A 20,688-nucleotide genomic window follows, 5' to 3' on the forward strand; every position below is an offset into this window, starting at 1 on the left:
GCTGATATCATAAGCGGCTTAACTCGATTTGGGTCTTCTGCCCAAATTCTCTATTAACATAATGAACGGATACCCATAAATGCGTACCAGTAACTATCTTCTTTCTACTCTGAAGGAGACACCAAACGACGCAGAAGTTGTAAGTCACCAGCTAATGCTGCGTGCAGGTATGATTCGTAAACTAGCTTCAGGTTTATACACTTGGCTACCTACGGGTCTACGTGTTCTGCGTAAAGTCGAAAACATCGTTCGCCAAGAGATCGATAATGCAGGTGCAGTTGAGACTTTGATGCCCGTAGTGCAGCCGTTTGAACTATGGGAAGAAACAGGCCGATCTGAAAAGATGGGTGCGGAACTACTTCGCTTCACTGATCGCCACACGCGTCCGTTTGTTCTTAGCCCAACGGCTGAAGAAGTTATCACTAGCCTTGTTCGCAACGAAGTAAGCTCTTATAAGCAACTTCCGCTGAACCTATATCAGATTCAAACTAAGTTCCGTGATGAGCGTCGCCCTCGTTTCGGTGTTATGCGTGCACGTGAATTCTCGATGATGGATGCATACAGCTTCGATATCGACAAAGAAGGTCTAGAAAAATCTTACCAAGCGATGCACGAGGCGTACTGCAAAGCCTTCGATCGCATGGGTCTAGATTACCGTCCAGTACTAGCAGACACTGGCGCTATCGGTGGTAACGGTTCACATGAATTCCATGTATTGGCAGAGAGCGGTGAAGATCTCATCGCCTTCTCTTCTGAATCTGACTACGCAGCTAACATCGAAAAAGCGGAAGCAGTAGCGCCAGCAATGGATCTAGCAGCACCGACTCAAGAGATGACATTGGTTGATACACCAAATGCCAAAACTATTGCTGAACTTGTAGAACAGTTCGATCTACCAATCGAAAAGACCGTCAAAACACTGTTTGTAAAAGCCTCTGAAGAGATCGATGCTCCACTTGTTGGATTGATCATTCGTGGCGACCACGAGCTTAACGAGATCAAAGCAGAGAAACTGGCTGAAATCGCTTCACCGCTAGAAATGGCGACTGAAGAAGAGATTCGCGCAGCTATCGGCGCTGGTCCTGGTTCTCTTGGTCCAGTTGGCCTTGAACTGCCATTTATCGTAGACCGCTCGGTTGCAGTAATGAGTGACTTCGGTGCGGGCGCAAACATTGATGACAAACACTACTTTGGCATCAACTGGGGCCGCGATGTAGAGTTAGGTAAAGTTGAAGACCTACGTAATGTTGTTGAAGGTGATCCTAGCCCATGTGGTCAAGGTACTATCCAGCTTAAGCGTGGTATCGAAGTTGGCCACATCTTCCAGCTTGGCAAAAACTACTCAGAGAAAATGAACTGTGGTGTACTTGGTCCAGATGGTAAGAATACTATTCTAGAGATGGGTTGCTACGGTATCGGTGTTTCTCGTGTAGTTGCTTCTGCAATTGAGCAAAACAACGACAAATACGGCATTATTTGGCCAGATGCGATTGCTCCATTCCAAGTAGCTATAGTTCCTATGAACATGCACAAATCTGAGCGCGTTAAAGAAGCAGCTGAAAAGCTATACGCTGAACTAACTGCTGCTGGTATCGAAGTTCTGTTCGATGACCGAAAAGAACGTCCAGGCGTAATGTTCTCCGACATCGAACTTATCGGTATTCCTCATACGATCGTTATTGGCGACCGTAGCATGGATGAAGGTAACTTCGAATATAAGAACCGTCGCACTGGTGATAAGACTCCAGTTGCCATGGAACAAATCGTAGCGCACGTTACTTCGCAGCTAGCGTAATACTGCGTTATCGCGACTGGCCCTCTACGCCAGACGAGCTAAATTTTATCTTTAAGGCCGCTTACGCGGCCTTTTTTATTACCTTCATATTCTGTTCATCTTCCCTCTTTTACTATGACTTATATCGGTAAGTATCAGGAGAACAAGATGGACTTGAAAGCACTTCTTAATCAAGCTCTCAGCTCAGATATAGCAAAACAAGCCACTCAAAAAGCAAGCCAATCTTCATCCAGTTTAAGTAACGCACTTGGTGACAAAAAAACTCTGGGGGCGTTAGGAGCTGGAGCCGTGGGCGGTGGTATTCTTGGCATGCTGATGGGCTCTAAGAAAACAAAGAAAATGGGTAAGAAAGCCCTAGGTGTTGGCGGTGCAGCAGCGCTTGGAGCTCTAGCCTATAAACTTTACAACGACTACAGCAATAATAACGGAGGAAACTCCGATGCTACTACAGTTACACATTCATCAACACCGGCCAATTTTACTCAGACTAACCAGCACGATGAGTCAGTACTCAAAGCCATGATAGCCGCAGCTAAAGCAGATGGTCATATTGATGAGCAAGAAATGGCGAAGATTGAACAAGCTCTGACAGGATTAGATGCAGACCCATCAGTACATCGACTTGTTCAAACTGAAATGGCAAAACCTCTCGATCCAAGCGAAATTGCTAAGCTAGCCGTCTCTCCCGAGCATGGTACTGAAATCTATTTGGCGAGCCTATTGGTCGCGGATGAACAAAACTTTATGGAAAAAGCGTATTTGAAAGAACTGGCGAACCAGTTAGGTTTAGAAGAGGGGTTAGTGGCGCAACTGAATACGAAAATCACTCAATAAAGTAACAAGGTACCTAAGGCCTAAAACCGACCTTAGGTACATAAATTCTTATTCTTCGCTTACAACAGCCGCAGCAGCTTTAGCAGCGCGTGCTTCCGCTTTGCGCTCATTGCGCTTTGCTTGGTTTTCAATGAAACCAGCTAGCTCTTTATCCGCCCAAGCTTGAGCCAACTCTTGACTCTCAAAACCCATCTCACGCTTAGACACAACAGTGCGACGAGACGTTACTTGACGAATGATCTCTGCAGACCAACCGTTACGCTTTTCCGTTAGACGGATAGTAAATTTTTTATTTTCAGACATTTATGTAGTTCCTAAAGACTTTGTTAAGGGATATTCCAGCAATGTAATGCTAGCCATCCCTAAGCCAGCGCGGTATTAGAACACAAATCGAGCGCTGACGCTCAGAGTTTTTATAAGAAAAAGTCCCCAGTGTTTCCACTGAGGACTTCATTAACTATTTGGCTGTAACGTTTGAGGTAGTTGCCTCGGTTCGATTACTTACCTACGTTCACGCGAGCGTTGCGGAACATACGCATCCAAGCACTGTCTTCACCCCAAGATTCAGGCGCCCAAGAGTTAGCAACCGTACGGAATACACGCTCTGGGTGCGGCATCATGATAGTCACACGACCGTCACGAGTCGTTAGACCTGTGATTGCGTTTGGTGAACCGTTCGGGTTATTTGGATACTGCTGCGTTGGGTTGCCATTGTTATCAACATAACGCACCGCTACCGTACCTGATGCTTCAATCGCATTTAGGTGGTCAGTATCGCGCACTTCTACGCGACCTTCACCGTGAGAAACTGCAATTGGCATACGTGAACCTTCCATGCCATCGAAGAAGATAGAGTCAGACTTCTGCACTTCTACTAGGCTAAAGCGAGCTTCAAAGCGCTCAGATTCGTTACGAACAAAGCGTGGCCATAGGTCTGCACCTGGGATCAGCTCTTTTAGGTTCGATAGCATCTGACAGCCGTTACACACACCTAGTGAGAAGGTGTCTTCGCGGTGGAAGAAGCTCTGGAACTGGTCACGCGCCTGGTCGTTGAACAGGATAGACTTCGCCCAACCTTCACCCGCACCTAGAACATCACCGTAAGAGAAGCCACCACAAGCCACAAGACCTTGGTACTCTTCTAGAACTGCTTGACCCGTTAGGATGTCGCTCATGTGGATGTCTGTTGCTTCAAAGCCAGCGCGGTCAAACGCTGCTGCCATTTCAACGTGAGAGTTAACACCCTGCTCACGAAGAATTGCCATCTTAGGCTTAGCGCCCGTCGCAATGTATGGCGCTGCAACATCTTCTTTAACGTCGAAGCTCAGTTTCACGTTTAGACCAGGGTCAGAGTTGTCTTTCTTCGCTTCGTGCTCTTGGTCTGCACACGCAGAGTTGTCACGTAGAGACTGCATCTTGTGCGTAGTTTCCGCCCAGATAGTACGTAGCTCAGTACGAGAGCGCTCGATAACAACCGCATCACCAGAAGTGATAACGAAGTCGTCAGACGCTTCAACGCTGCCGATTACGTGAGAGCATGCTTCTAGGCCGTTCGCCGCTAGAACCGCTTTCACGACTTCAAGGTCGTCATTCTTAACCTGAACAACTGCACCTAGCTCTTCGTTAAATAGCGCCGCTAGCGCATCTTCGCCGTTCTCTGAAGAAGACAGGCCAGCAATATCAGCTTTCACGCCACAGTGACCCGCAAATGCCATCTCAGCAAGCGTGACGAATAGACCGCCATCGCCTTTATCGTGGTAAGCCACTAGCTTGTCATCACGAACAAGGGTTTGCATCGCATCGAAGAAGCCTTTTAGCTGCTCTGCGTTGTCTACGTCTGCTGGCTTATCACCAAGCTGCTTGTAAACCTGTGCCAATGCCGTTGCGCCTAGACGGTTTTTACCGTTACCAAGATCAACAAGAACAAGAGACGACTCACCTTTGTCGGTGCGAAGCTGCGGTGTGACCGTCTTACGAACATCTTCCACACGACCAAATGCAGTGATTACCAGTGAAAGTGGCGACGTGACTTCTTTGTCTTCACCATTCTCGTTCCACTTGGTCTTCATCGACATTGAGTCTTTACCTACTGGAATCGTTAGACCCAGTGCTGGACATAGCTCTTCACCTACCGCTTTCACCGCTTCGTAAAGACCTGCGTCTTCACCTGGGTGACCTGCTGGAGACATCCAGTTAGCTGATAGCTTGATGCGCTTGATATCACCAATGTCTGTCGCTGCGATGTTAGTTAGAGACTCACCTACCGCTAGACGAGCAGACGCGCCAAAGTCTAGTAGAGCAACTGGAGTGCGCTCACCCATAGACATTGCTTCACCGTGGTAAGTGTCGTAGCTTGCTGCTGTTACTGCGCAGTTCGCTACCGGCACCTGCCAAGGACCCACCATCTGATCACGAGCAACAAGACCTGTAACCGTGCGGTCACCGATGGTGATTAGGAATGTTTTCTCTGCAACCGTTGGTAGACGAAGAACGCGGTCAACGGCATCGTTCATTTCAATACCTTCGCGAGAGATCGCAGGGCTGTCTACTTTCAGGGTTTTCGCATCACGGTGCATCTTCGGCGTTTTGCCAAGAAGGATGTCCATCGGCATGTCGATTGGCGTGTTGTCGAAGTGTGAATCTTCAAGTTTCAGTTCACGCTCTTCAGTTGCCACACCCACTACCGCATATGGTGCGCGCTCACGCTTACAGATAGCATCGAATGCATCCATGTTCTCTGGCGCTACCGCCATTACATAGCGCTCTTGAGATTCGTTACACCAGATCTCAAGTGGGCTCATGCCTAGCTCATCGTTTGGTACGTCACGAAGCTGAAAGATACCGCCGCGCTCACCATCATCAACAAGCTCAGGAAGTGCATTTGAGATACCGCCCGCACCCACATCGTGGATAAATGCGATTGGGTTGTCTTCACCTAGCTGCCAGCAGCGGTCGATCACTTCTTGACAGCGACGTTCCATCTCTGGGTTTTCACGTTGAACAGAGGCAAAGTCTAGGTCTTCAGCAGACTGGCCAGACGCCATAGAAGACGCTGCACCACCACCAAGACCGATGTTCATTGCAGGACCACCAAGTACGATTAGGCTTGCACCTACTGGGATCTCTTTCTTCTGAACGTGCTCGTCACGGATGTTACCCATACCACCAGCAATCATGATTGGCTTGTGGTAACCACGCACCTCTTCACCTGCATGTGATGTGACTTTTTCTTCGTAAGTACGGAAGTAACCCAGTAGGTTTGGACGACCAAATTCGTTGTTAAACGCCGCGCCACCTAGTGGACCTTCTAGCATGATATCCAGTGCGTTAACGATACGGCCTGGCTTACCGAAGTCGGTTTCCCAAGGCTGTTCGAAGCCAGGAATGCGAAGGTTAGAAGTCGTAAAACCTACAAGACCTGCTTTTGGCTTACCGCCAATACCTGTTGCGCCTTCGTCACGGATTTCACCGCCGCTACCTGTAGAAGCACCTGGCCACGGAGAAATCGCTGTTGGGTGGTTGTGTGTTTCCACCTTCATCAAGATGTGTGCTTTCTCGTGGTTGTAACCGTACTGACGTGTTTTTGGATCTGGGAAGAAACGACCCACTTCAGAGCCTTCCATTACTGCTGCATTATCTTTGTAAGCAGATAGAACGTGGTCTGGTGTCGTTTCAAATGTGTTTTTGATCATCTTGAACAGCGACTTGTCTTGCTTCACGCCGTCGATAGTCCAATCTGCATTGAAGATCTTGTGACGGCAGTGCTCAGAGTTCGCCTGCGCAAACATCATCAGCTCGATGTCTGTTGGGTTGCGCTCTAGCTTAGTCACAAAGCTTTCAAGTAGGTAATCAATTTCATCTTCTGCAAGTGCAAGACCTAGCGTCACGTTCGCTTCTTCTAGTGCTTTGCGGCCACCTATTAGTAGATCAACATCAGCTACCGGTGCTGGCTCTGCTACTTGGAACAGTGCTGCCGCTGATTCGAAGTCAGAGAAAACCACTTCCATCATACGGTCGTGGATCACCGCTTTAAGCTCAACAAGTTGAAGCTCAGTCAATTCGCTTGATGTCTCTACATAGTATGCCGTACCGCGCTCTAGGCGAGTCACTTTGTCTAGGCCACAGTTATTGGCGATATCCGTAGATTTAGAAGACCATGGCGAGATTGTGCCAGGGCGAGGTGTCACTAGAAGCAGTGTGCCTGTTGGCTCGTGCTCTTCGATAGTTGGACCGTAAGTCAGCAACTTCTCTAATTTTTCAACTTCAGACTCATCCAGGTCTGCCGTTAGGTCGGCAAAGTGGGCAAACTCAGCGTAAATACCTGTTACTGGTAGGTTTAGTTCACGACAAAGCTCTAGTAGCTTGTTAACACGAAACTCAGAAAGAGCTGGGGAACCACGCAAAATTCTCATGTGCTTAGGTCTCTTATGCAGTTGATTGAGGTGAAATTAGTATAAATTCAAATAGTTAGATTGTATTTTTGAACTTATAACAATTTATCCTGCTCTAATGCGGCGCTATTATAGAGGATTTTTTTTTGTGACGTAACCGCTAACGCAAACGTTTTCGTCATTTTTTTTCGATTTGCAGCAAACGATATCGTCATGGTGATAAAGTGACCACTCTCGGGTGTTTATGCCTTCTTGCTTTGCCAAGCTCGTCAGCTTTGGTATAAAGACAGCACTATCGTTGTGAGATAAATGAATTAATGCAAAATCCATCTGCTGTTTATTGGTTAAATTTACGCTGGCTCAAATTACTATCCGTTTGTCTGTTAACGCTTGGAATGGCAGGCTGCCAAATCGACTCTGATCCCAAAAGCGAACTAGAGAATATTAAAGAGCGTGGTGTGCTTCGTGTCGGTACACTCAACAATCAACTCTCTTATTATATTGGTCCTGATGGTCCGACTGGCTTGGACTATGAGCTTGCAAGACAGTTTGCCGATGAACTAGGTGTGCGGTTAGAAATGAAGCCCGCTTACCGCCAAGCAAGTCTGTTTCCAGCATTGCAAAAAGGTGAAATCGATATTATCGCAGCCGGACTAAGCCAATCTCCAGAACGTATCAAGCACTTTCGTGCAGGCCCTGCCTATTACTACGTAAGCCAACAGGTGGTCTATAAGAAGGGTCAATGGCGACCAAGAAACTTAGAACAATTATTAAACAATCAGCAAGAGTTAATCGATAAAGCCGATGGTGAAGAGGTCTTTGCGATAGTAAAAGACTCTCACTTTGAGCAAACACTAGCGAATGTCGCTAACCAGAACCCTGACTTCCGCTACTACATTGATGCTAATGCTGACGTCAATGACCTACTAAAGCAGGTTTCTGAAGGCCAACTTAAATTCACCATGGCAGACTCTGTGGAACTGTCACTTTCTCAACGAATTTATCCTGATCTCGCATTGGCGTTTGAAATGACTGAAGATCAACCGATCTCTTGGTATATGCGAAAGTCAGAAGATGAAAGCCTGTACGCGTTATTGATCGAGTTCTTCGGCCGCTTGAAACAGACAGGTGAACTGGCGAATTTAGAAGAGAAGTATATCGGACACATCGGTGTTTTCGACTACGTCGATACTCGCGCGTTTATCCGTGCTTTAGATGGCAAATTGCCTAAGTGGTCGCCTCTCTTTAAGAAATATTCGAACGAATTTGATTGGCGCTTAATCGCTGCTCTTGCCTATCAAGAGTCTCACTGGAATCCTGTGGCTAAATCGCCAACAGGTGTTCGCGGTATGATGATGCTTACATTACCGACGGCTAAAAGTGTTGGTGTTACCAACCGCTTGGATCCAGAACAGTCTGTCCGTGGCGGTGTGGAATACTTAAGACGAATTGTTGATCGTGTTCCAGATTCTATCGCAGAACATGAGAAAATCTGGTTTGCCCTCGCCTCTTATAACGTCGGTTTCGGTCATATGATGGACGCAAGACGCCTGACAAAACGACAAGGTGGTGATCCTGATGCTTGGGCGGATGTGAAAGATCGTTTACCGTTATTACGCCAAAAGAAATATTACAGCCAGACACGTTACGGCTATGCTCGCGGTGATGAGGCAAGAAATTATGTCGAGAATATTCGTCGATACTATCAAAGCATTATTGGTCACATCGACAAGCAGATAGCCGTTGAAGCGGAAAAAGAAATAAGTACAGAAGACTTAATCGTCATCCCACCACTGCCTTCAGAGAAAGGACCGGTCGAGCCAGAACAAGAGGAGATTAGCTCAGGCTCTGCGTCAACCCAGCAAACTGGACACTCAGGACGTTAACTATCAGCAATCTTCAAGTATGCGAATGTGATCGTATATCGCATACTTGAAATCTTATTCTCAAGCCCTTACATTAAACTTTGAGATTGATCATTCGCCAACGCTTCGCTTGGCGAGATAATCTCTTCTGTCGCAAGGTACTGTCGTGCCCTCTGCAAATACTCAGCATAATCGAAATCACCCTACGACAAGGTTGGGCGGTGGATTGTGTTTCGTACTCCGGCATCGATCCATTGATAAGGAAATCTATTACGCAATGATTGTGTCTAGATACAGATCGGAGAGGTTTATCTTTCGTGATAGGAGGTAGTTTTATGCTTGCAAGGAAAAGAATGCAATCTAAACACCTTAATAAGACGGTGGCAGCAAACCGCCGCAAAAGAAAAATGGCCAATAATAAAAAGAAAGTTATTTGGCGTCACCGAGCTTTTATGCAGTTACTCACTCCATAAAGCACAGACAGCAAACATCTGCCCAGCAGATGTTTGCTAAAAATTACTCTTAACCCTTCATCTGTTCATCACGCTTCTCTTGCTTCTTTTGTTTTATTTCTTTGCGTCTGCGTTTAAAGAATGCCTGCAATTGATGACGACATTCCGCTTCTAATAACCCAGATTCAACATCGGCGTAGTGATACGATGCTTGGCTCTCAAACAAGTTTAATACCGTCCCTGCTGCGCCAGCTTTTAAATCAGGTGCACCGAATACAATCCGCTTTACACGACTATGCAGCAGAGCTCCTGCGCACATTGGACATGGCTCTAGCGTTACATACAATGTCGTATCCAGCAGTCGATAGTTTTCTAGGCTCTGGCCTGCTTTACGAATCACTTGCATCTCAGCATGTGCCGTCGCGTCGTGATTACCGATAGATTGATTCCATCCTTCAGCGATAATCTCCCCACCTCTGACTAATACCGCTCCAACAGGCACTTCACCTTCAGATTCAGCATGATTCGCCAACTCCATCGCGCGTTGCATAAAACGACGGTCTTCATCATTAAATTCAAAGGTCATTTGTTCATCAGTCATGTTTTTCTCGGCTTAATGCTTCTGATAGGTAATCAATTAACGTGCGAACTTTCGAAGTGAGCATTCGGTTCTGTGGATACAATGCCCAAATACCCTCACGATCACCTCGATATGGAGTCAGCACTTCCACCAGCTCCCCAGCTTCCAAATACGGCTGCACATAGTAATCAGGAAGTTGCACTATGCCTAATCCTTTTAAAGCCGCGTCAACGAGTGCATAACCGCTGTTGCATTGAACTCGACCTTCAACGTGAATAAGACGCTCAGACCCTTTTTCATCGAAACGCCAGTACTTTGTTGAACCTCGTAAACAGCTATGCCTTTTCAATTCCGACAGTGTGTGAGGCTCACCATGGTTTTCAAGGTAGGTTGGACTTGCACACACAAACATATGTCGGTCGAGTAGTTTTCTGGCCATCATAGAAGAGTCTTCGAGTCGACCAAGACGAACGGCTAGGTCAAACCCTTCTTCCACCAAGTTCATTTTCTGGTTAGAAAGAATCAAGTCCAGTTCAATTTGTGGGTGCATCAACAGAAACTCGTGCATCAACGGCGCAAGAACTTGTTCACCAAAGGTGACTGGCGCCGTCATTTTTATTTTACCCTTAGGTGTAGATTGAAGTTGAGTTATCGCTAACTCTGCCAACGCTAGTCCATCAACAAGAGGTTTACAGTGTTGATAGTAAGTCGCCCCCACTTCCGTTACTGAAACCTTGCGAGTAGTTCTAACAAATAGCTTTACGCCGAGCTTTTCCTCCAACGCATTCACTCTGCGACTAATATTGGCTACTGATGTTGCCAACCTGTCTGCTGCACCAGTAAAACTCTGCGTTTCTACCACTGCTACAAACTCATTGATCCCTTCCCAATTTGCCATTTTAACCCTCACTATTACTTTCATGTAATAGTGTATTTCAATTTATGCTAATTATCATTATTTAAGAAATAAATATACTAGCCCCATCTGATGCAAACGGCGTGAAGTGAACTAGTCTTACTCAAGTTAGCCGTTAGTTAATTTTGTGACCTTGTAATAATAAGGAATAACCATGACTGAACAATTTATCAAATCACGTGCTGCTGTTGCTTGGGGCCCTAACCAACCACTTAAAATGGAAGAAGTGGATGTAATGCTTCCAAAAGCTGGTGAAGTACTCGTAAAAATCGTTGCTACTGGCGTATGTCACACCGATGCATTCACTCTATCTGGCGATGATCCAGAAGGTATTTTCCCAAGCATTCTTGGCCACGAAGGTGGCGGCATTGTAGAAATGGTTGGTGAAGGTGTAACAAGTGTTGAAGTTGGCGACCATGTTATTCCACTTTACACAGCAGAATGTGGCGAATGTAAGTTCTGTAAATCAGGTAAAACTAACCTTTGCCAAGCAGTTCGTGAGACTCAAGGTAAAGGTCTGATGCCAGATGGTACGACTCGTTTCTACAAAGACGGTCAACCGATTTACCACTACATGGGTTGTTCAACTTTCTCTGAATACACCGTACTACCAGAAATTTCTCTGGCTAAAGTAAACAAAGAAGCGCCTCTAGAGGAAGTATGTTTACTTGGTTGTGGTGTTACTACCGGTATGGGTGCGGTACTGAACACAGCGAAAGTGGAGAAAGGCGACACTGTTGCTATCTTCGGTCTTGGGGGTATCGGGCTATCAGCTATCATTGGTGCTCGTATGGCTGGCGCTAGCAAAATCATTGGTGTTGACATCAATGAAAGCAAGTTCGAGCTTGCTCAGCAACTTGGCGCGACTGACGTGATCAATCCACAAAAATTCGATAAGCCAATTCAAGAAGTGATTATTGAGATGACAGATGGTGGTGTTGATTACTCTTTCGAATGTATCGGTAACGTAAACGTGATGCGTCAAGCACTTGAGTGCTGCCACAAAGGTTGGGGTGAATCCGTTATCATCGGCGTAGCGGGTGCAGGTCAAGAGATCTCAACTCGTCCATTCCAACTCGTGACTGGTCGCGTATGGCGTGGTAGTGCTTTCGGTGGTGTTAAAGGCCGTAGTGAACTACCAGAAATCGTTAACCGTTATATGGCAGGTGAGTTCGGCTTACAAGAGTTCATCACTCATACCATGCCACTGGAAGACATTAACGAAGCATTCGAATTAATGCATAAAGGCGAAAGTATTCGTACCGTTATTCACTATTAATGATTCAGGGCTCTAGTGTACTAGAGCCCTTGCTTTTAAATTGGATTGATAGAATGACCATAGAAAATGTAAGCCAAGCCAAAGTATTTGGTGGGTGGCACAAACAGTACCATCACCAATCTTCGGCATTGAGCTGCCAGATGAGATTTGCCATCTATTTACCACCAGAAGCGAGCGCTGATAATCCAGTCCCCGTCCTCTACTGGCTTTCAGGTTTAACCTGCACCGACGAAAACTTCATGCAAAAAGCAGGCGCTTTCCGCATGGCGGCAAAACTCGGTATTGCCATCGTCGCACCTGATACTAGCCCTCGCGGTGAAGATGTACCTGATGATGCCGAGGGTGCATACGACTTCGGCTTAGGCGCTGGGTTCTATGTAAATGCCACACAAGCACCCTGGAATCAACACTACCAAATGTACAACTATGTCGTCGATGAGTTGCCATCACTTATCGAACAGCACTTCCCTGTCACACAGGTTCGATCCATTTCTGGACACAGCATGGGCGGACATGGCGCGCTAACGATTGGATTAAAAAACAGTGATAGATATCGCTCTATTTCGGCATTTAGCCCAATCAGTAATCCAATGAACTGCCCTTGGGGCCAAAAAGCACTGAGTCAGTACCTTGGTAACAATACGGATGACTGGAAACAGTATGACAGTGCTGAGTTGCTTAAAGCTAAGATGGCAACGCTGCCAATTTTAGTAGACCAAGGGGAAGACGACGGATTCCTACAAGAGCAGCTAAAGCCAGAGCTGTTGTTAGCTGCGGCAGAAATTTCTGGTAGTGATATAAAGCTTCGTATGCAGCCTGGTTATGACCACAGCTATTTCTTCATTCAGAGTTTTATTGAAGATCACTTACGCTTTCATGCTGGATTCTTGAAAGACTAAGTTTTAGCTATTACTTAAACTAAAAAGCCCGCCCTTTATAGAAAGGGCGGGCTTTGTTCTAACTGTCTACCAACTTACATTGTATAAGTGTATGGCGCTTGGATACCTAGAGGGATACCTAGTGCCCAGTAAGCTAGCAAGAAGATTGTCCAACCAATTAGCATTGCAATAGAGAATGGCATCATTAGTGACGCAAGCGTACCGATACCCGTCGACTTAACGTAGCGTTGGCAGTAAACCACAACTAGAGGGAAGAATACCATTAGTGGTGAAATGATGTTAGAAACAGAATCACCTACACGGTATGCCGCTTGAGATAGCTCAGGAGAGATACCTACTGCCATTAGCATTGGAACAAGGATAGGACCAATCAGTGCCCATTTCGCAGATGCAGAACCAACAAGCAGGTTTACACACGCTGTTAGCAGAATCATACCAACAATCGTCGCTTCACCAGGAAGGTTCATCGCTTTCAGACCTTCTGCACCGTAAAGCGCCAGCATAGTACCAATGTTTGATTGACCAAACGCCGCTAGGAACTGTGCACAGAAGAATGACATTACAATGTACGCACCCATTGTCGCCATTGTGTCAGACATCGCTTTGATTACATCATTGCTGTTCTTGAATGTGCCAGAAACACGTCCATATACGTAACCAGGGATGATAAATAGAATGAAGATTAGAGGAACAATCGACTTCATTAATGGCGCAGAGAACGCAGTGATCTCACCTTCAGGTGAACGCAGTGCCGATGTCTCAGGGATGATCGCTGCGATTAATAGCGCGATACCAGCAACCATTGACCAACCAGCAGCGCGGAACGCTTTAGATTCAGTCTCAGTAAATGTACCTAGGTCCGGTGCTTCTTCTGCATCTTCATCTACAGGTGTGTTCGCAAGACGCGGTTCGATGATTTTCTCTGTAACATACCAACCGATAGCAACAATAATCACTGAAGATAGACCAGTGAAGAAAATGTTTGCTAGAGGGTTAACGATGTACTCAGGATCAAGAACTTGAGCAGAAGTCTGCGTGAAACCAGCAAGTAGTGGGTCGATACCTGAAGGGATAAAGTTCGCAGAGAAACCACCAGATACACCAGCAAATGCTGCTGCAATACCCGCTAATGGGTGACGGCCGGCTGCGTGGAAGATGATACCACCTAGAGGGATAACCAGTACATAACCTGCATCTGCTGCTGTGTGCGATACAATCGCAACAAGAATTAGCATTGGTGTTAGTAGCTTAGCTGGTGTGAAGTTAAGCATCTTCTTAAGGCCTGTAGTAATAAAGCCTGAAGAGTCAGCAACACCAACACCTAGCATCGCAACAAGAACGATACCTAGCGGTGCAAAACCAGTGAAGGTTGTCACCATATTAGCTAAAAAGCTAGCCAGTGCTTCACCAGTAAGTAGGTTATTAACTTCTAGTGCAGTACCTGTACGTGGGTTAATCAGATCAAAACTGACGTTAGATAAAAGTGCTGACGCAACCCAAACAATAACCAGTGCCCAGAAGAAAAGGATAGCAGGATCTGGGATCTTGTTACCTGCTTTCTCAATAAAGTTTAAAAAGCGATCCATTCCACTCGGCTTTGGAGCTGGCGCTTGATTAATCGATTGGTTACTCATGGTAACTCCGTGTGTGATGTTGTTATTTGTTGGTCTCATCGCGCGAGGCGAGAAGATTATATTTGCGTGACCATTTTATTTAAAAAAGATGAAAAGAGTAGATAATTTGGAACTTTTTCCATATTTGTAGACTTATTTTGCAAAAAACACCGACTAACATAACATTTAACCAACATGTTAATGCACAAATGCAAAACAATTATCTAACTAGCACGCAAAAGACCCGATTATATAAACATAGCTTATATTTTCACCATCATCTAAGCGCCTAATGCTTGCGACAATAACGCAAACCTTGGCTATGACTCTCAGTTCATTTACTTAATGGAAAAATGACACGATAGAGGCAAGAGAATTAGTCAAACTCACTAAAGCGGGAAATCTGAGTAACCAGAGCAACATTGCGTTTCACTCCCAATCGATCAACCCAAAATACTTCAACCTCAACCGTCTTGATGCTTCCATTCAGAGCTACTTTCGAGACAGTCCACTTAACATCAAACACTGGATGTGAGTGGTCCTGTCCGTCAACAATATCCGTCATATAATCTGCAACAACTCGATTGGAAACTGAGGAGTCAGCCCCGCGAGTTCGAAACCACTCTAGCTTTGATTCCGCTAATGCTAGCGCTTGAGTACTTCGATAAGCAAAATCTGAGCGCTGCTCCATGTCGACTTGCATTTTCGCCAGACCTAACGCACTAATTCCAAAAAGGCACAATGCGACTAACACTTCAATGATGCTGATGCCACTCTGTCTAAAAATCACGCCACGCCCCCTTCTTCCATAGGTAACTGGAGGATGAAGAACTAGAATGAGTGATGACATCATGATTGTATTGAAAGCTTAAGGAATCTCGGAATAATGCAAGATGTTCTACATTGGAGTAATCAAAAAATGCGCCTCCAGTAATCATAAAACTGCCGTCTTGGTAATAAGCCGCAAGTGATTGATCTTCAGGAAAGTGTGTCGTAATACTGTCGCTTATTCCTAACTGTTGCCATTGCTCAATTGAAGGTTCAAAGTCTTGATTGAAATGAAACAAAACACCTTTAATGCTTGCTGCGCCTTGCATCGCAAATATACCCTCATGAACTAGCAGCGTAATCCCGTCAGTCGCTTCCGATAGCACTTTAATATCTGCTAAGTAATCATCCGATATGACACATGAGCCATTTATCCAAAGATGTAAGTTATTCTGTCGGAGCTGCTGGAGTATCTCTTCTCCACAGTTTTTTCGTTCCCACAGGCCTTCTGCCGTTTGAGTTTCTAGGTTTATCTCTCTAAACATGCCGTTGGTTCTCACCGCATCATGTTGATGACGAGGAACACCAAAAAAATCTTCAAATACGTTAAGCTGGTCATCTTGAACAAAATCGTTAGCAAAACATTTGGGATCTGAGGAAGAGCTGCAACCACCGACGACAGTAGTTAAGTGCTCCTGCAAACACTTCTTATGACTCATAAACTCTTCACTAGGCACTGGACCATCACTCAATCCGCGATTAATTAATGAACCTTTTACTGAAAGGTGACCTTTGAAGCGAAATGCCGCACATTCCCAGCCTTCATCCACTTCCATACCAGGATCTGGCGTATTGATCACCAAGGACGATTTGATTTTAATACTCGCAGAAGTTTGTATTGCCCCTGACTTTAATTTGGAAGTTGCTAAAGCAAAACGCCGGCTGATAGTCTGGTTTCCTGATGTCGCTGAAGCCACCACATCACCAGTTATACTGTCTGACCACAATTTTGTTGTCACTGATAATGTGTCATCGCAAACCTGAATGCTTGCAGGGATTTTCTGCGAAGGGAGATACTGAGCAATCGCGCATTCCACACCACCTTCAGCGAGCCAGAAAGACTTTCGAGAGGTAATTTCGTTTTGTGCACGCTTGATCTCGTAAAATGTCGTCTTATACATACCAATAAACAACATCAAAGCCAAACTCAGCAATATTGAAGTCATCATTAAAGTGATCGCTCCTAACTGATGTCTGACCCTCATTGACCATTCCTCACCATGAAGTCTCGATAAATGGATGCGGTGACAGAAGGTTTTGCTCTTAAGTGTCCTTCCATCTCCAATTTAAGGTACTGATTGGTGCTACTCGAAGAGCCCACTTCATCGCTGATTAGCTCAAAGCGTGAAATCGCCACCAAGTTTGGTTCGAATACGGATGTACATCCCGAGACGAAGGAAAAACTAATGTCTCTTGCCCCCGATGCCAAACTTGAAACTGAACGGCAAATCTTCAGTTTTTGGTTATCAGCATCAAATTGCCACACTACATTTTCAATTGGTTTGGTCACATTAGGGTCTCTGTCGTCCCAATAAGCATATTGAACCGATATGCCATTGTTGGATATGTATACAGTCTGTGTTGAACCTTGAGGATTCAGCGTCGCATTATTAAAGCCAGCTGCACCAGAGCGTATAAGGTCATTTTGAACTCGCCGTGCTGTTGTTGACAGCGCTTGCTGAAGAATAAGTAACTGCGAGCGCTCGATAACATGACGTTGGATAGACATATAGAAGGTAACAAGTGCCGATAGCACTAACGTACTCAGAGCCATTGCAATGACAAGCTCTATCAACATGACTCCACGTACGAGATTAGGGGCACTTCTCATTTAGGACAGGCTCCAAAGCCAAACTGGATCTCGCCAACATCACATACAATCACTCGACCAGAAACACTGTGAGTCCGAATATTGATATAAGACTCCTCATCACTGTAGGGCTGTAATTTGATAGTGCCATTAGACAGGGCCATTCCCGTCAAATTATCAAACTTAATCCGATGGTTAGAATGATTGAGTGACAACCCAATGCCTTTAAACACCTCGCCTTTTATTTGCCGCAACAACCTGGCATCGGGATCATTAATATCAACACGATTAGTAACTTCAACACTCCAGTGCTCAGTTTCTGGATGCTCTGAGAGCCCCGAAAAATGAACCCATAGCGGCGTATTCTGTGCAATCGACTCGGCCTTTGTTTGCATTAACAGAGCATATAGCTCATTAGCGGCTCGCGTTGCTTTGAGTTTCTTAGAAGCGTCTTGAAAGGTAGGAGCTACAGCAGAAAGCAGAGCACCAAGAACCGCTATCGCAATAACCAACTCAAAGAGTGAGAAGCCGCGAGATCTTTCCCAAAAAAGAATGAAACCACCTACAAATGACGACTAAGACTTGCGTTAAATTTAGCAGCCACGAAAACTATTAAAGTAAATGAAATGAGTTATTTAGGGCTAGGGAGAAAAATGAAATGCAATAAAAGTAACAGGCTTCAACGTGGTTTAACCTTGGTCGAGGTTGCTATTACTTTAGCCATACTTGCAGTGATCACAGGTATTGCTTACCCAAGTTACCTGCAACAAGTTAGGAAGAGTCATCGTATGGTAGCGCTGAGCGATATGCTCGCTATTCAACACGAACTAGAACGCCGCTATGACAACGGCTATCATTTCGAACAAATTGTTTCTGCCGGCACTTGTTCGATCTGTGACTCACAAACGACGCGATATCGGTTTGAAATAACTGCTGGCCGCACCGTTGCCTACATCATTAAGGCAACGGCTCAATCATCACAACAACAAACGAAAGATAGCTGTCTGGATGATGATAAGTCGATGACATTAAACGCCTTAGGTGTGACCACCCCTGCAGCGTGTTGGGGGCAATAAAAAAGCTCGCGACTGGTCGCGAGCTTTAGCAATAGTTTGAATAATCTTAACTTGTTAGATCATCAAAGAACTTTTTAACGCCATTGAAGAAACCTTCTGATTTAGGCTTATGCTTATTAGCAGCATCACCACCGCATGACTCTTCAAATTCACGTAGTAGCTCTTTTTGACGGGAACTTAGCTTAACTGGTGTTTCAACTACAAGCTTCACGATAAGGTCACCCACACCGCCGCCGCGAACGCCTTTCACGCCTTTACCACGCATACGGAACATGCGTCCTGTTTGGGTTTCTTCTGGTACTTTAAGGCTTACACGACCATCAAGGGTAGGTACTTCCACTTCGCCGCCTAATGCCGCTTGAGCAAAGCTCACAGGTACTTCACAGTATAGGTTGTTGCCTTCACGTTCAAAGATATGATGCTCTTTCACGTGCACTTGAACGTACAAATCACCTGCTGGTGCGCCATGCTCTCCCGCTTCACCTTCGCCAGATAGACGAATGCGATCGCCGGTATCTACGCCAGCTGGAATCTTAACATTAAGTGTCTTAGTCTTCTGAATACGACCTTGGCCATGACAGCTATTACAAGGGTCTTTGATGATCTTACCTTGGCCATGACAAGTAGGACAGGTTTGCTGAACCGCAAAGAAGCCTTGACGCATTTGAACTTGACCGTGTCCATGACAGGTACCACAAGTTTGTGGCGAAGAGCCTTTCTTCGCACCGCTACCATCACAAGTCTCACACTCAACGAGCGTTGGAACTTCAATCTCCTTAGAGATACCACGAACCGCTTCTTCCAGTGACAGTTCCATGTTGTAACGTAGATCAGCACCACGTTGTGCACGGCTACCACCACCACGGCGACCGCCGCCAAAGATATCACCGAATACATCACCGAAGATATCACCAAAATCAGCACCAGCGCCACCAAAGCCGCCACCGCCCATACCACCCTGTTCAAAGGCTGCATGACCATACTGATCGTAAGCCGCTTTCTTTTGCGGCTCGGTAAGAATTTCGTACGCTTCTTTTACTTCTTTAAATTTCTCAGCAGCGGTTTCATCACCCTGGTTTCTATCTGGGTGATACTTCATCGCAAGACGCTTGTACGCCTTCTTGATGTCGCGCTCTGATGCGTCACGATCAACGCCTAATACTTCGTAAAAATCACGTTTTGACATATTGCTTGTTACCAATTACTTCGACAAACAGCCCGACGCTGTTTGGGGATTGTATCGTTCTAGATAAAAATTGGTGTCCTTATCTAGAGCGACATGACTCTCGTAAACTCACTGTTTACAAATTTGCGGGCGTAAAGGTTACCCCAAACGCCCGCATAAATCACTTTTCGAGAACCCAGTTCACTGAATTCTCTAAGCTATAAAGTTCAAACTCAAGGAGGAAACGCGCAGTTTGCTTAGTTTTCATAGAGAAAGTGCAAATGAGCATTTCCGACGCCGAGATTGGGCTTTATAGCGACGAGAAATTATTTTTTCTCGTCTTTTACTTCTTCGAACTCAGCATCAACAACATCGTCGTCTTGCTTAGGCTGTTCGCCAGCTTCAGCGCCCGCACCTTGTGCTTGAGCTTGCTGTTGTGCGATTTCCATTAGCTTCTGAGCCGCTGCCATTAGCGCTTGAACTTTCGCATCAATCGCTTCTTTGTCTTCACCTTTACGAGCTTCTTCTAGCTCAGTGATTGCTGCTTCGATCTTCTCTTTCTCTTCTGCAGGTAGCGCTTCACCAGCTTCTTCTACTTGCTTACGAGTACCGTGAATCATTTGGTCTGCTTGGTTACGTGCAGCTGCTAGCTCTTCGAACTTCTTGTCCGCTTCTTTGTTAGCTTCTGCTTCTTGAACCATTTTCTCGATGTCTTCATCGCTCAGACCACCAGACGCTTGGATAGTGATCTTCTGCTCTTTACCAGTCGACTTGTCTTTCGCAGATACGTGTAGGATACCGTCCGCATCTAGGTCGAAAGTTACTTCGATTTGAGGCATACCACGAGGTGCAGCTTGAATGCCTTCTAGGTTGAATTGACCTAGAGACTTGTTGTACATCGCTTGCTTACGCTCACCTTGAAGAACGTGGATAGTTACCGCGTTCTGGTTGTCTTCTGCTGTAGAGAAAACTTGGTTCGCTTTCGTTGGGATAGTTGTGTTCTTCTCAACTAGCTTAGTCATTACGCCGCCCATAGTCTCGATACCTAGAGACAGAGGAGTAACGTCTAGTAGAAGTACGTCTTTCACATCACCAGCTAGTACACCACCTTGAACTGCAGCACCCATTGCTACTGCTTCATCTGGGTTCACGTCACGGCGAGCTTCTTTACCGAAGAACTCAGCC

Annotated in this window: 18 protein-coding genes; 7 read left to right on the forward strand and 11 right to left on the reverse strand. The window is 45.7% G+C overall.

Annotated elements, in window-relative coordinates; all coding sequences use genetic code 11:
- Nucleotides 1-79: 79 nt before the first annotated feature.
- Nucleotides 80-1,795 carry a proline--tRNA ligase gene (locus tag L2W36_RS19505; RefSeq protein WP_006072485.1) on the forward strand — a complete coding sequence of 572 codons (1,716 nt, stop codon included), beginning with the start codon at nucleotides 80-82 and terminating at the stop codon, nucleotides 1,793-1,795.
- A gap of 147 nt (nucleotides 1,796-1,942) precedes the next feature.
- A complete protein-coding gene (locus L2W36_RS19510; RefSeq protein ID WP_236111225.1) occupies nucleotides 1,943-2,629 on the forward strand; it encodes a tellurite resistance TerB family protein in 687 nt (228 codons plus the stop codon).
- Between the two features lie 48 nt (nucleotides 2,630-2,677).
- Here L2W36_RS19510 and L2W36_RS19515 read toward each other — a convergent pair whose 3' ends face one another.
- A complete protein-coding gene (locus L2W36_RS19515; RefSeq protein WP_038227917.1) occupies nucleotides 2,678-2,932 on the reverse strand; it encodes a DUF3622 domain-containing protein in 255 nt (84 codons plus the stop codon).
- A gap of 194 nt (nucleotides 2,933-3,126) precedes the next feature.
- The gene (gene purL / locus L2W36_RS19520) at nucleotides 3,127-7,041 is read right to left on the reverse strand and encodes a phosphoribosylformylglycinamidine synthase (RefSeq protein ID WP_236111227.1); all 3,915 of its coding nucleotides are present in this window, start codon (nucleotides 7,039-7,041) and stop codon (nucleotides 3,127-3,129) included.
- 374 nt (nucleotides 7,042-7,415) lie between these two features.
- On the opposite strand from purL, the gene mltF reads away from it, so the two are divergent.
- Together mltF and L2W36_RS19530 are read left to right on the forward strand one after the other, a co-directional pair.
- Nucleotides 7,416-8,906 (forward strand): membrane-bound lytic murein transglycosylase MltF, encoded by a 1,491-nt coding sequence (mltF, locus tag L2W36_RS19525; protein ID WP_236111246.1) that lies wholly within the window; start codon nucleotides 7,416-7,418, stop codon nucleotides 8,904-8,906.
- 314 nt (nucleotides 8,907-9,220) lie between these two features.
- Nucleotides 9,221-9,358, forward strand: coding sequence for a hypothetical protein (locus L2W36_RS19530; RefSeq protein ID WP_006072494.1), 138 nt, complete (start codon nucleotides 9,221-9,223; stop codon nucleotides 9,356-9,358).
- Nucleotides 9,359-9,407: 49 nt separating this feature from the next.
- On the opposite strand, the gene tadA is transcribed toward L2W36_RS19530, so the two are convergent.
- Complete coding sequence (gene tadA, locus L2W36_RS19535; protein ID WP_236111230.1) at nucleotides 9,408-9,938, reverse strand: tRNA adenosine(34) deaminase TadA; 531 nt, start codon at nucleotides 9,936-9,938, stop codon at nucleotides 9,408-9,410.
- Nucleotides 9,931-10,815, reverse strand: a complete 885-nt coding sequence (locus tag L2W36_RS19540) for a LysR family transcriptional regulator (protein ID WP_062460732.1) — start codon at nucleotides 10,813-10,815, stop codon at nucleotides 9,931-9,933. Before L2W36_RS19540 ends, tadA begins: the two co-directional genes overlap by 8 nt.
- 172 nt (nucleotides 10,816-10,987) lie before the next feature.
- Between L2W36_RS19540 and L2W36_RS19545 the strand changes: the two genes are divergently transcribed.
- Together L2W36_RS19545 and fghA are read left to right on the forward strand one after the other, a co-directional pair.
- Complete coding sequence (locus L2W36_RS19545) at nucleotides 10,988-12,112, forward strand: S-(hydroxymethyl)glutathione dehydrogenase/class III alcohol dehydrogenase (RefSeq protein WP_006072498.1); 1,125 nt, start codon at nucleotides 10,988-10,990, stop codon at nucleotides 12,110-12,112.
- Between the two features lie 53 nt (nucleotides 12,113-12,165).
- On the forward strand, nucleotides 12,166-13,011 hold the full coding sequence (gene fghA, locus L2W36_RS19550; RefSeq protein WP_038228008.1) for an S-formylglutathione hydrolase: 846 nt from the start codon (nucleotides 12,166-12,168) through the stop codon (nucleotides 13,009-13,011).
- Between the two features lie 74 nt (nucleotides 13,012-13,085).
- Here the strand turns inward: fghA and L2W36_RS19555 are convergent, their stop codons facing one another.
- The 5 genes from L2W36_RS19555 to L2W36_RS19575 form a co-directional block, all read right to left on the reverse strand.
- The gene (locus tag L2W36_RS19555; RefSeq protein ID WP_006072502.1) at nucleotides 13,086-14,645 is read right to left on the reverse strand and encodes an AbgT family transporter; all 1,560 of its coding nucleotides are present in this window, start codon (nucleotides 14,643-14,645) and stop codon (nucleotides 13,086-13,088) included.
- Between the two features lie 355 nt (nucleotides 14,646-15,000).
- Nucleotides 15,001-15,414: a type IV pilus modification PilV family protein gene (locus L2W36_RS19560; RefSeq protein ID WP_236111232.1), complete on the reverse strand. Its 414-nt coding sequence runs from the start codon at nucleotides 15,412-15,414 to the stop codon at nucleotides 15,001-15,003.
- Nucleotides 15,404-16,621, reverse strand: a complete 1,218-nt coding sequence (locus L2W36_RS19565) for a hypothetical protein (RefSeq protein ID WP_236111233.1) — start codon at nucleotides 16,619-16,621, stop codon at nucleotides 15,404-15,406. Before L2W36_RS19565 ends, L2W36_RS19560 begins: the two co-directional genes overlap by 11 nt.
- Before the next feature lie 32 nt (nucleotides 16,622-16,653).
- Nucleotides 16,654-17,283, reverse strand: a complete 630-nt coding sequence (locus L2W36_RS19570) for a PilW family protein (RefSeq protein ID WP_236111235.1) — start codon at nucleotides 17,281-17,283, stop codon at nucleotides 16,654-16,656.
- Complete coding sequence (locus tag L2W36_RS19575) at nucleotides 17,280-17,816, reverse strand: GspH/FimT family pseudopilin (protein WP_268665816.1); 537 nt, start codon at nucleotides 17,814-17,816, stop codon at nucleotides 17,280-17,282. Before L2W36_RS19575 ends, L2W36_RS19570 begins: the two co-directional genes overlap by 4 nt.
- A gap of 99 nt (nucleotides 17,817-17,915) precedes the next feature.
- Between L2W36_RS19575 and L2W36_RS19580 the strand changes: the two genes are divergently transcribed.
- Nucleotides 17,916-18,338, forward strand: a complete 423-nt coding sequence (locus L2W36_RS19580) for a type IV pilin protein (protein ID WP_062460719.1) — start codon at nucleotides 17,916-17,918, stop codon at nucleotides 18,336-18,338.
- Nucleotides 18,339-18,384: 46 nt separating this feature from the next.
- On the opposite strand, the gene dnaJ is transcribed toward L2W36_RS19580, so the two are convergent.
- Together dnaJ and L2W36_RS19590 are read right to left on the reverse strand one after the other, a co-directional pair.
- Complete coding sequence (dnaJ, locus tag L2W36_RS19585) at nucleotides 18,385-19,524, reverse strand: molecular chaperone DnaJ (protein ID WP_038227929.1); 1,140 nt, start codon at nucleotides 19,522-19,524, stop codon at nucleotides 18,385-18,387.
- Nucleotides 19,525-19,829: 305 nt separating this feature from the next.
- On the reverse strand, nucleotides 19,830-20,688 hold an 859-nt coding region (locus L2W36_RS19590), incomplete at its 5' end, for an Hsp70 family protein (protein ID WP_236111236.1).

Source organism: Vibrio sp. McD22-P3 (assembly GCF_021568915.1).
Classification (GTDB): domain Bacteria; phylum Pseudomonadota; class Gammaproteobacteria; order Enterobacterales; family Vibrionaceae; genus Vibrio; species Vibrio mediterranei.

Excerpts from the sequence above, each read along its gene's own strand:
- L2W36_RS19505 (WP_006072485.1), top strand. The coding sequence starts at position 80 with ATGCGTACCAGTAACTATCTTCTTTCTACTCTGAAGGAGACACCAAAC.
- L2W36_RS19510 (WP_236111225.1), top strand. The coding sequence starts at position 1,943 with ATGGACTTGAAAGCACTTCTTAATCAAGCTCTCAGCTCAGATATAGCA.
- L2W36_RS19515 (WP_038227917.1), bottom strand. The coding sequence starts at position 2,932 with ATGTCTGAAAATAAAAAATTTACTATCCGTCTAACGGAAAAGCGTAAC.
- purL (WP_236111227.1), bottom strand. The coding sequence starts at position 7,041 with ATGAGAATTTTGCGTGGTTCCCCAGCTCTTTCTGAGTTTCGTGTTAAC.
- mltF (WP_236111246.1), top strand. The coding sequence starts at position 7,416 with ATGGCAGGCTGCCAAATCGACTCTGATCCCAAAAGCGAACTAGAGAAT.
- L2W36_RS19530 (WP_006072494.1), top strand. The coding sequence starts at position 9,221 with ATGCTTGCAAGGAAAAGAATGCAATCTAAACACCTTAATAAGACGGTG.
- tadA (WP_236111230.1), bottom strand. The coding sequence starts at position 9,938 with ATGACTGATGAACAAATGACCTTTGAATTTAATGATGAAGACCGTCGT.
- L2W36_RS19540 (WP_062460732.1), bottom strand. The coding sequence starts at position 10,815 with ATGGCAAATTGGGAAGGGATCAATGAGTTTGTAGCAGTGGTAGAAACG.
- L2W36_RS19545 (WP_006072498.1), top strand. The coding sequence starts at position 10,988 with ATGACTGAACAATTTATCAAATCACGTGCTGCTGTTGCTTGGGGCCCT.
- fghA (WP_038228008.1), top strand. The coding sequence starts at position 12,166 with ATGACCATAGAAAATGTAAGCCAAGCCAAAGTATTTGGTGGGTGGCAC.
- L2W36_RS19555 (WP_006072502.1), bottom strand. The coding sequence starts at position 14,645 with ATGAGTAACCAATCGATTAATCAAGCGCCAGCTCCAAAGCCGAGTGGA.
- L2W36_RS19565 (WP_236111233.1), bottom strand. The coding sequence starts at position 16,621 with ATGATGACTTCAATATTGCTGAGTTTGGCTTTGATGTTGTTTATTGGT.
- L2W36_RS19570 (WP_236111235.1), bottom strand. The coding sequence starts at position 17,283 with ATGAGAAGTGCCCCTAATCTCGTACGTGGAGTCATGTTGATAGAGCTT.
- L2W36_RS19580 (WP_062460719.1), top strand. The coding sequence starts at position 17,916 with ATGAAATGCAATAAAAGTAACAGGCTTCAACGTGGTTTAACCTTGGTC.
- dnaJ (WP_038227929.1), bottom strand. The coding sequence starts at position 19,524 with ATGTCAAAACGTGATTTTTACGAAGTATTAGGCGTTGATCGTGACGCA.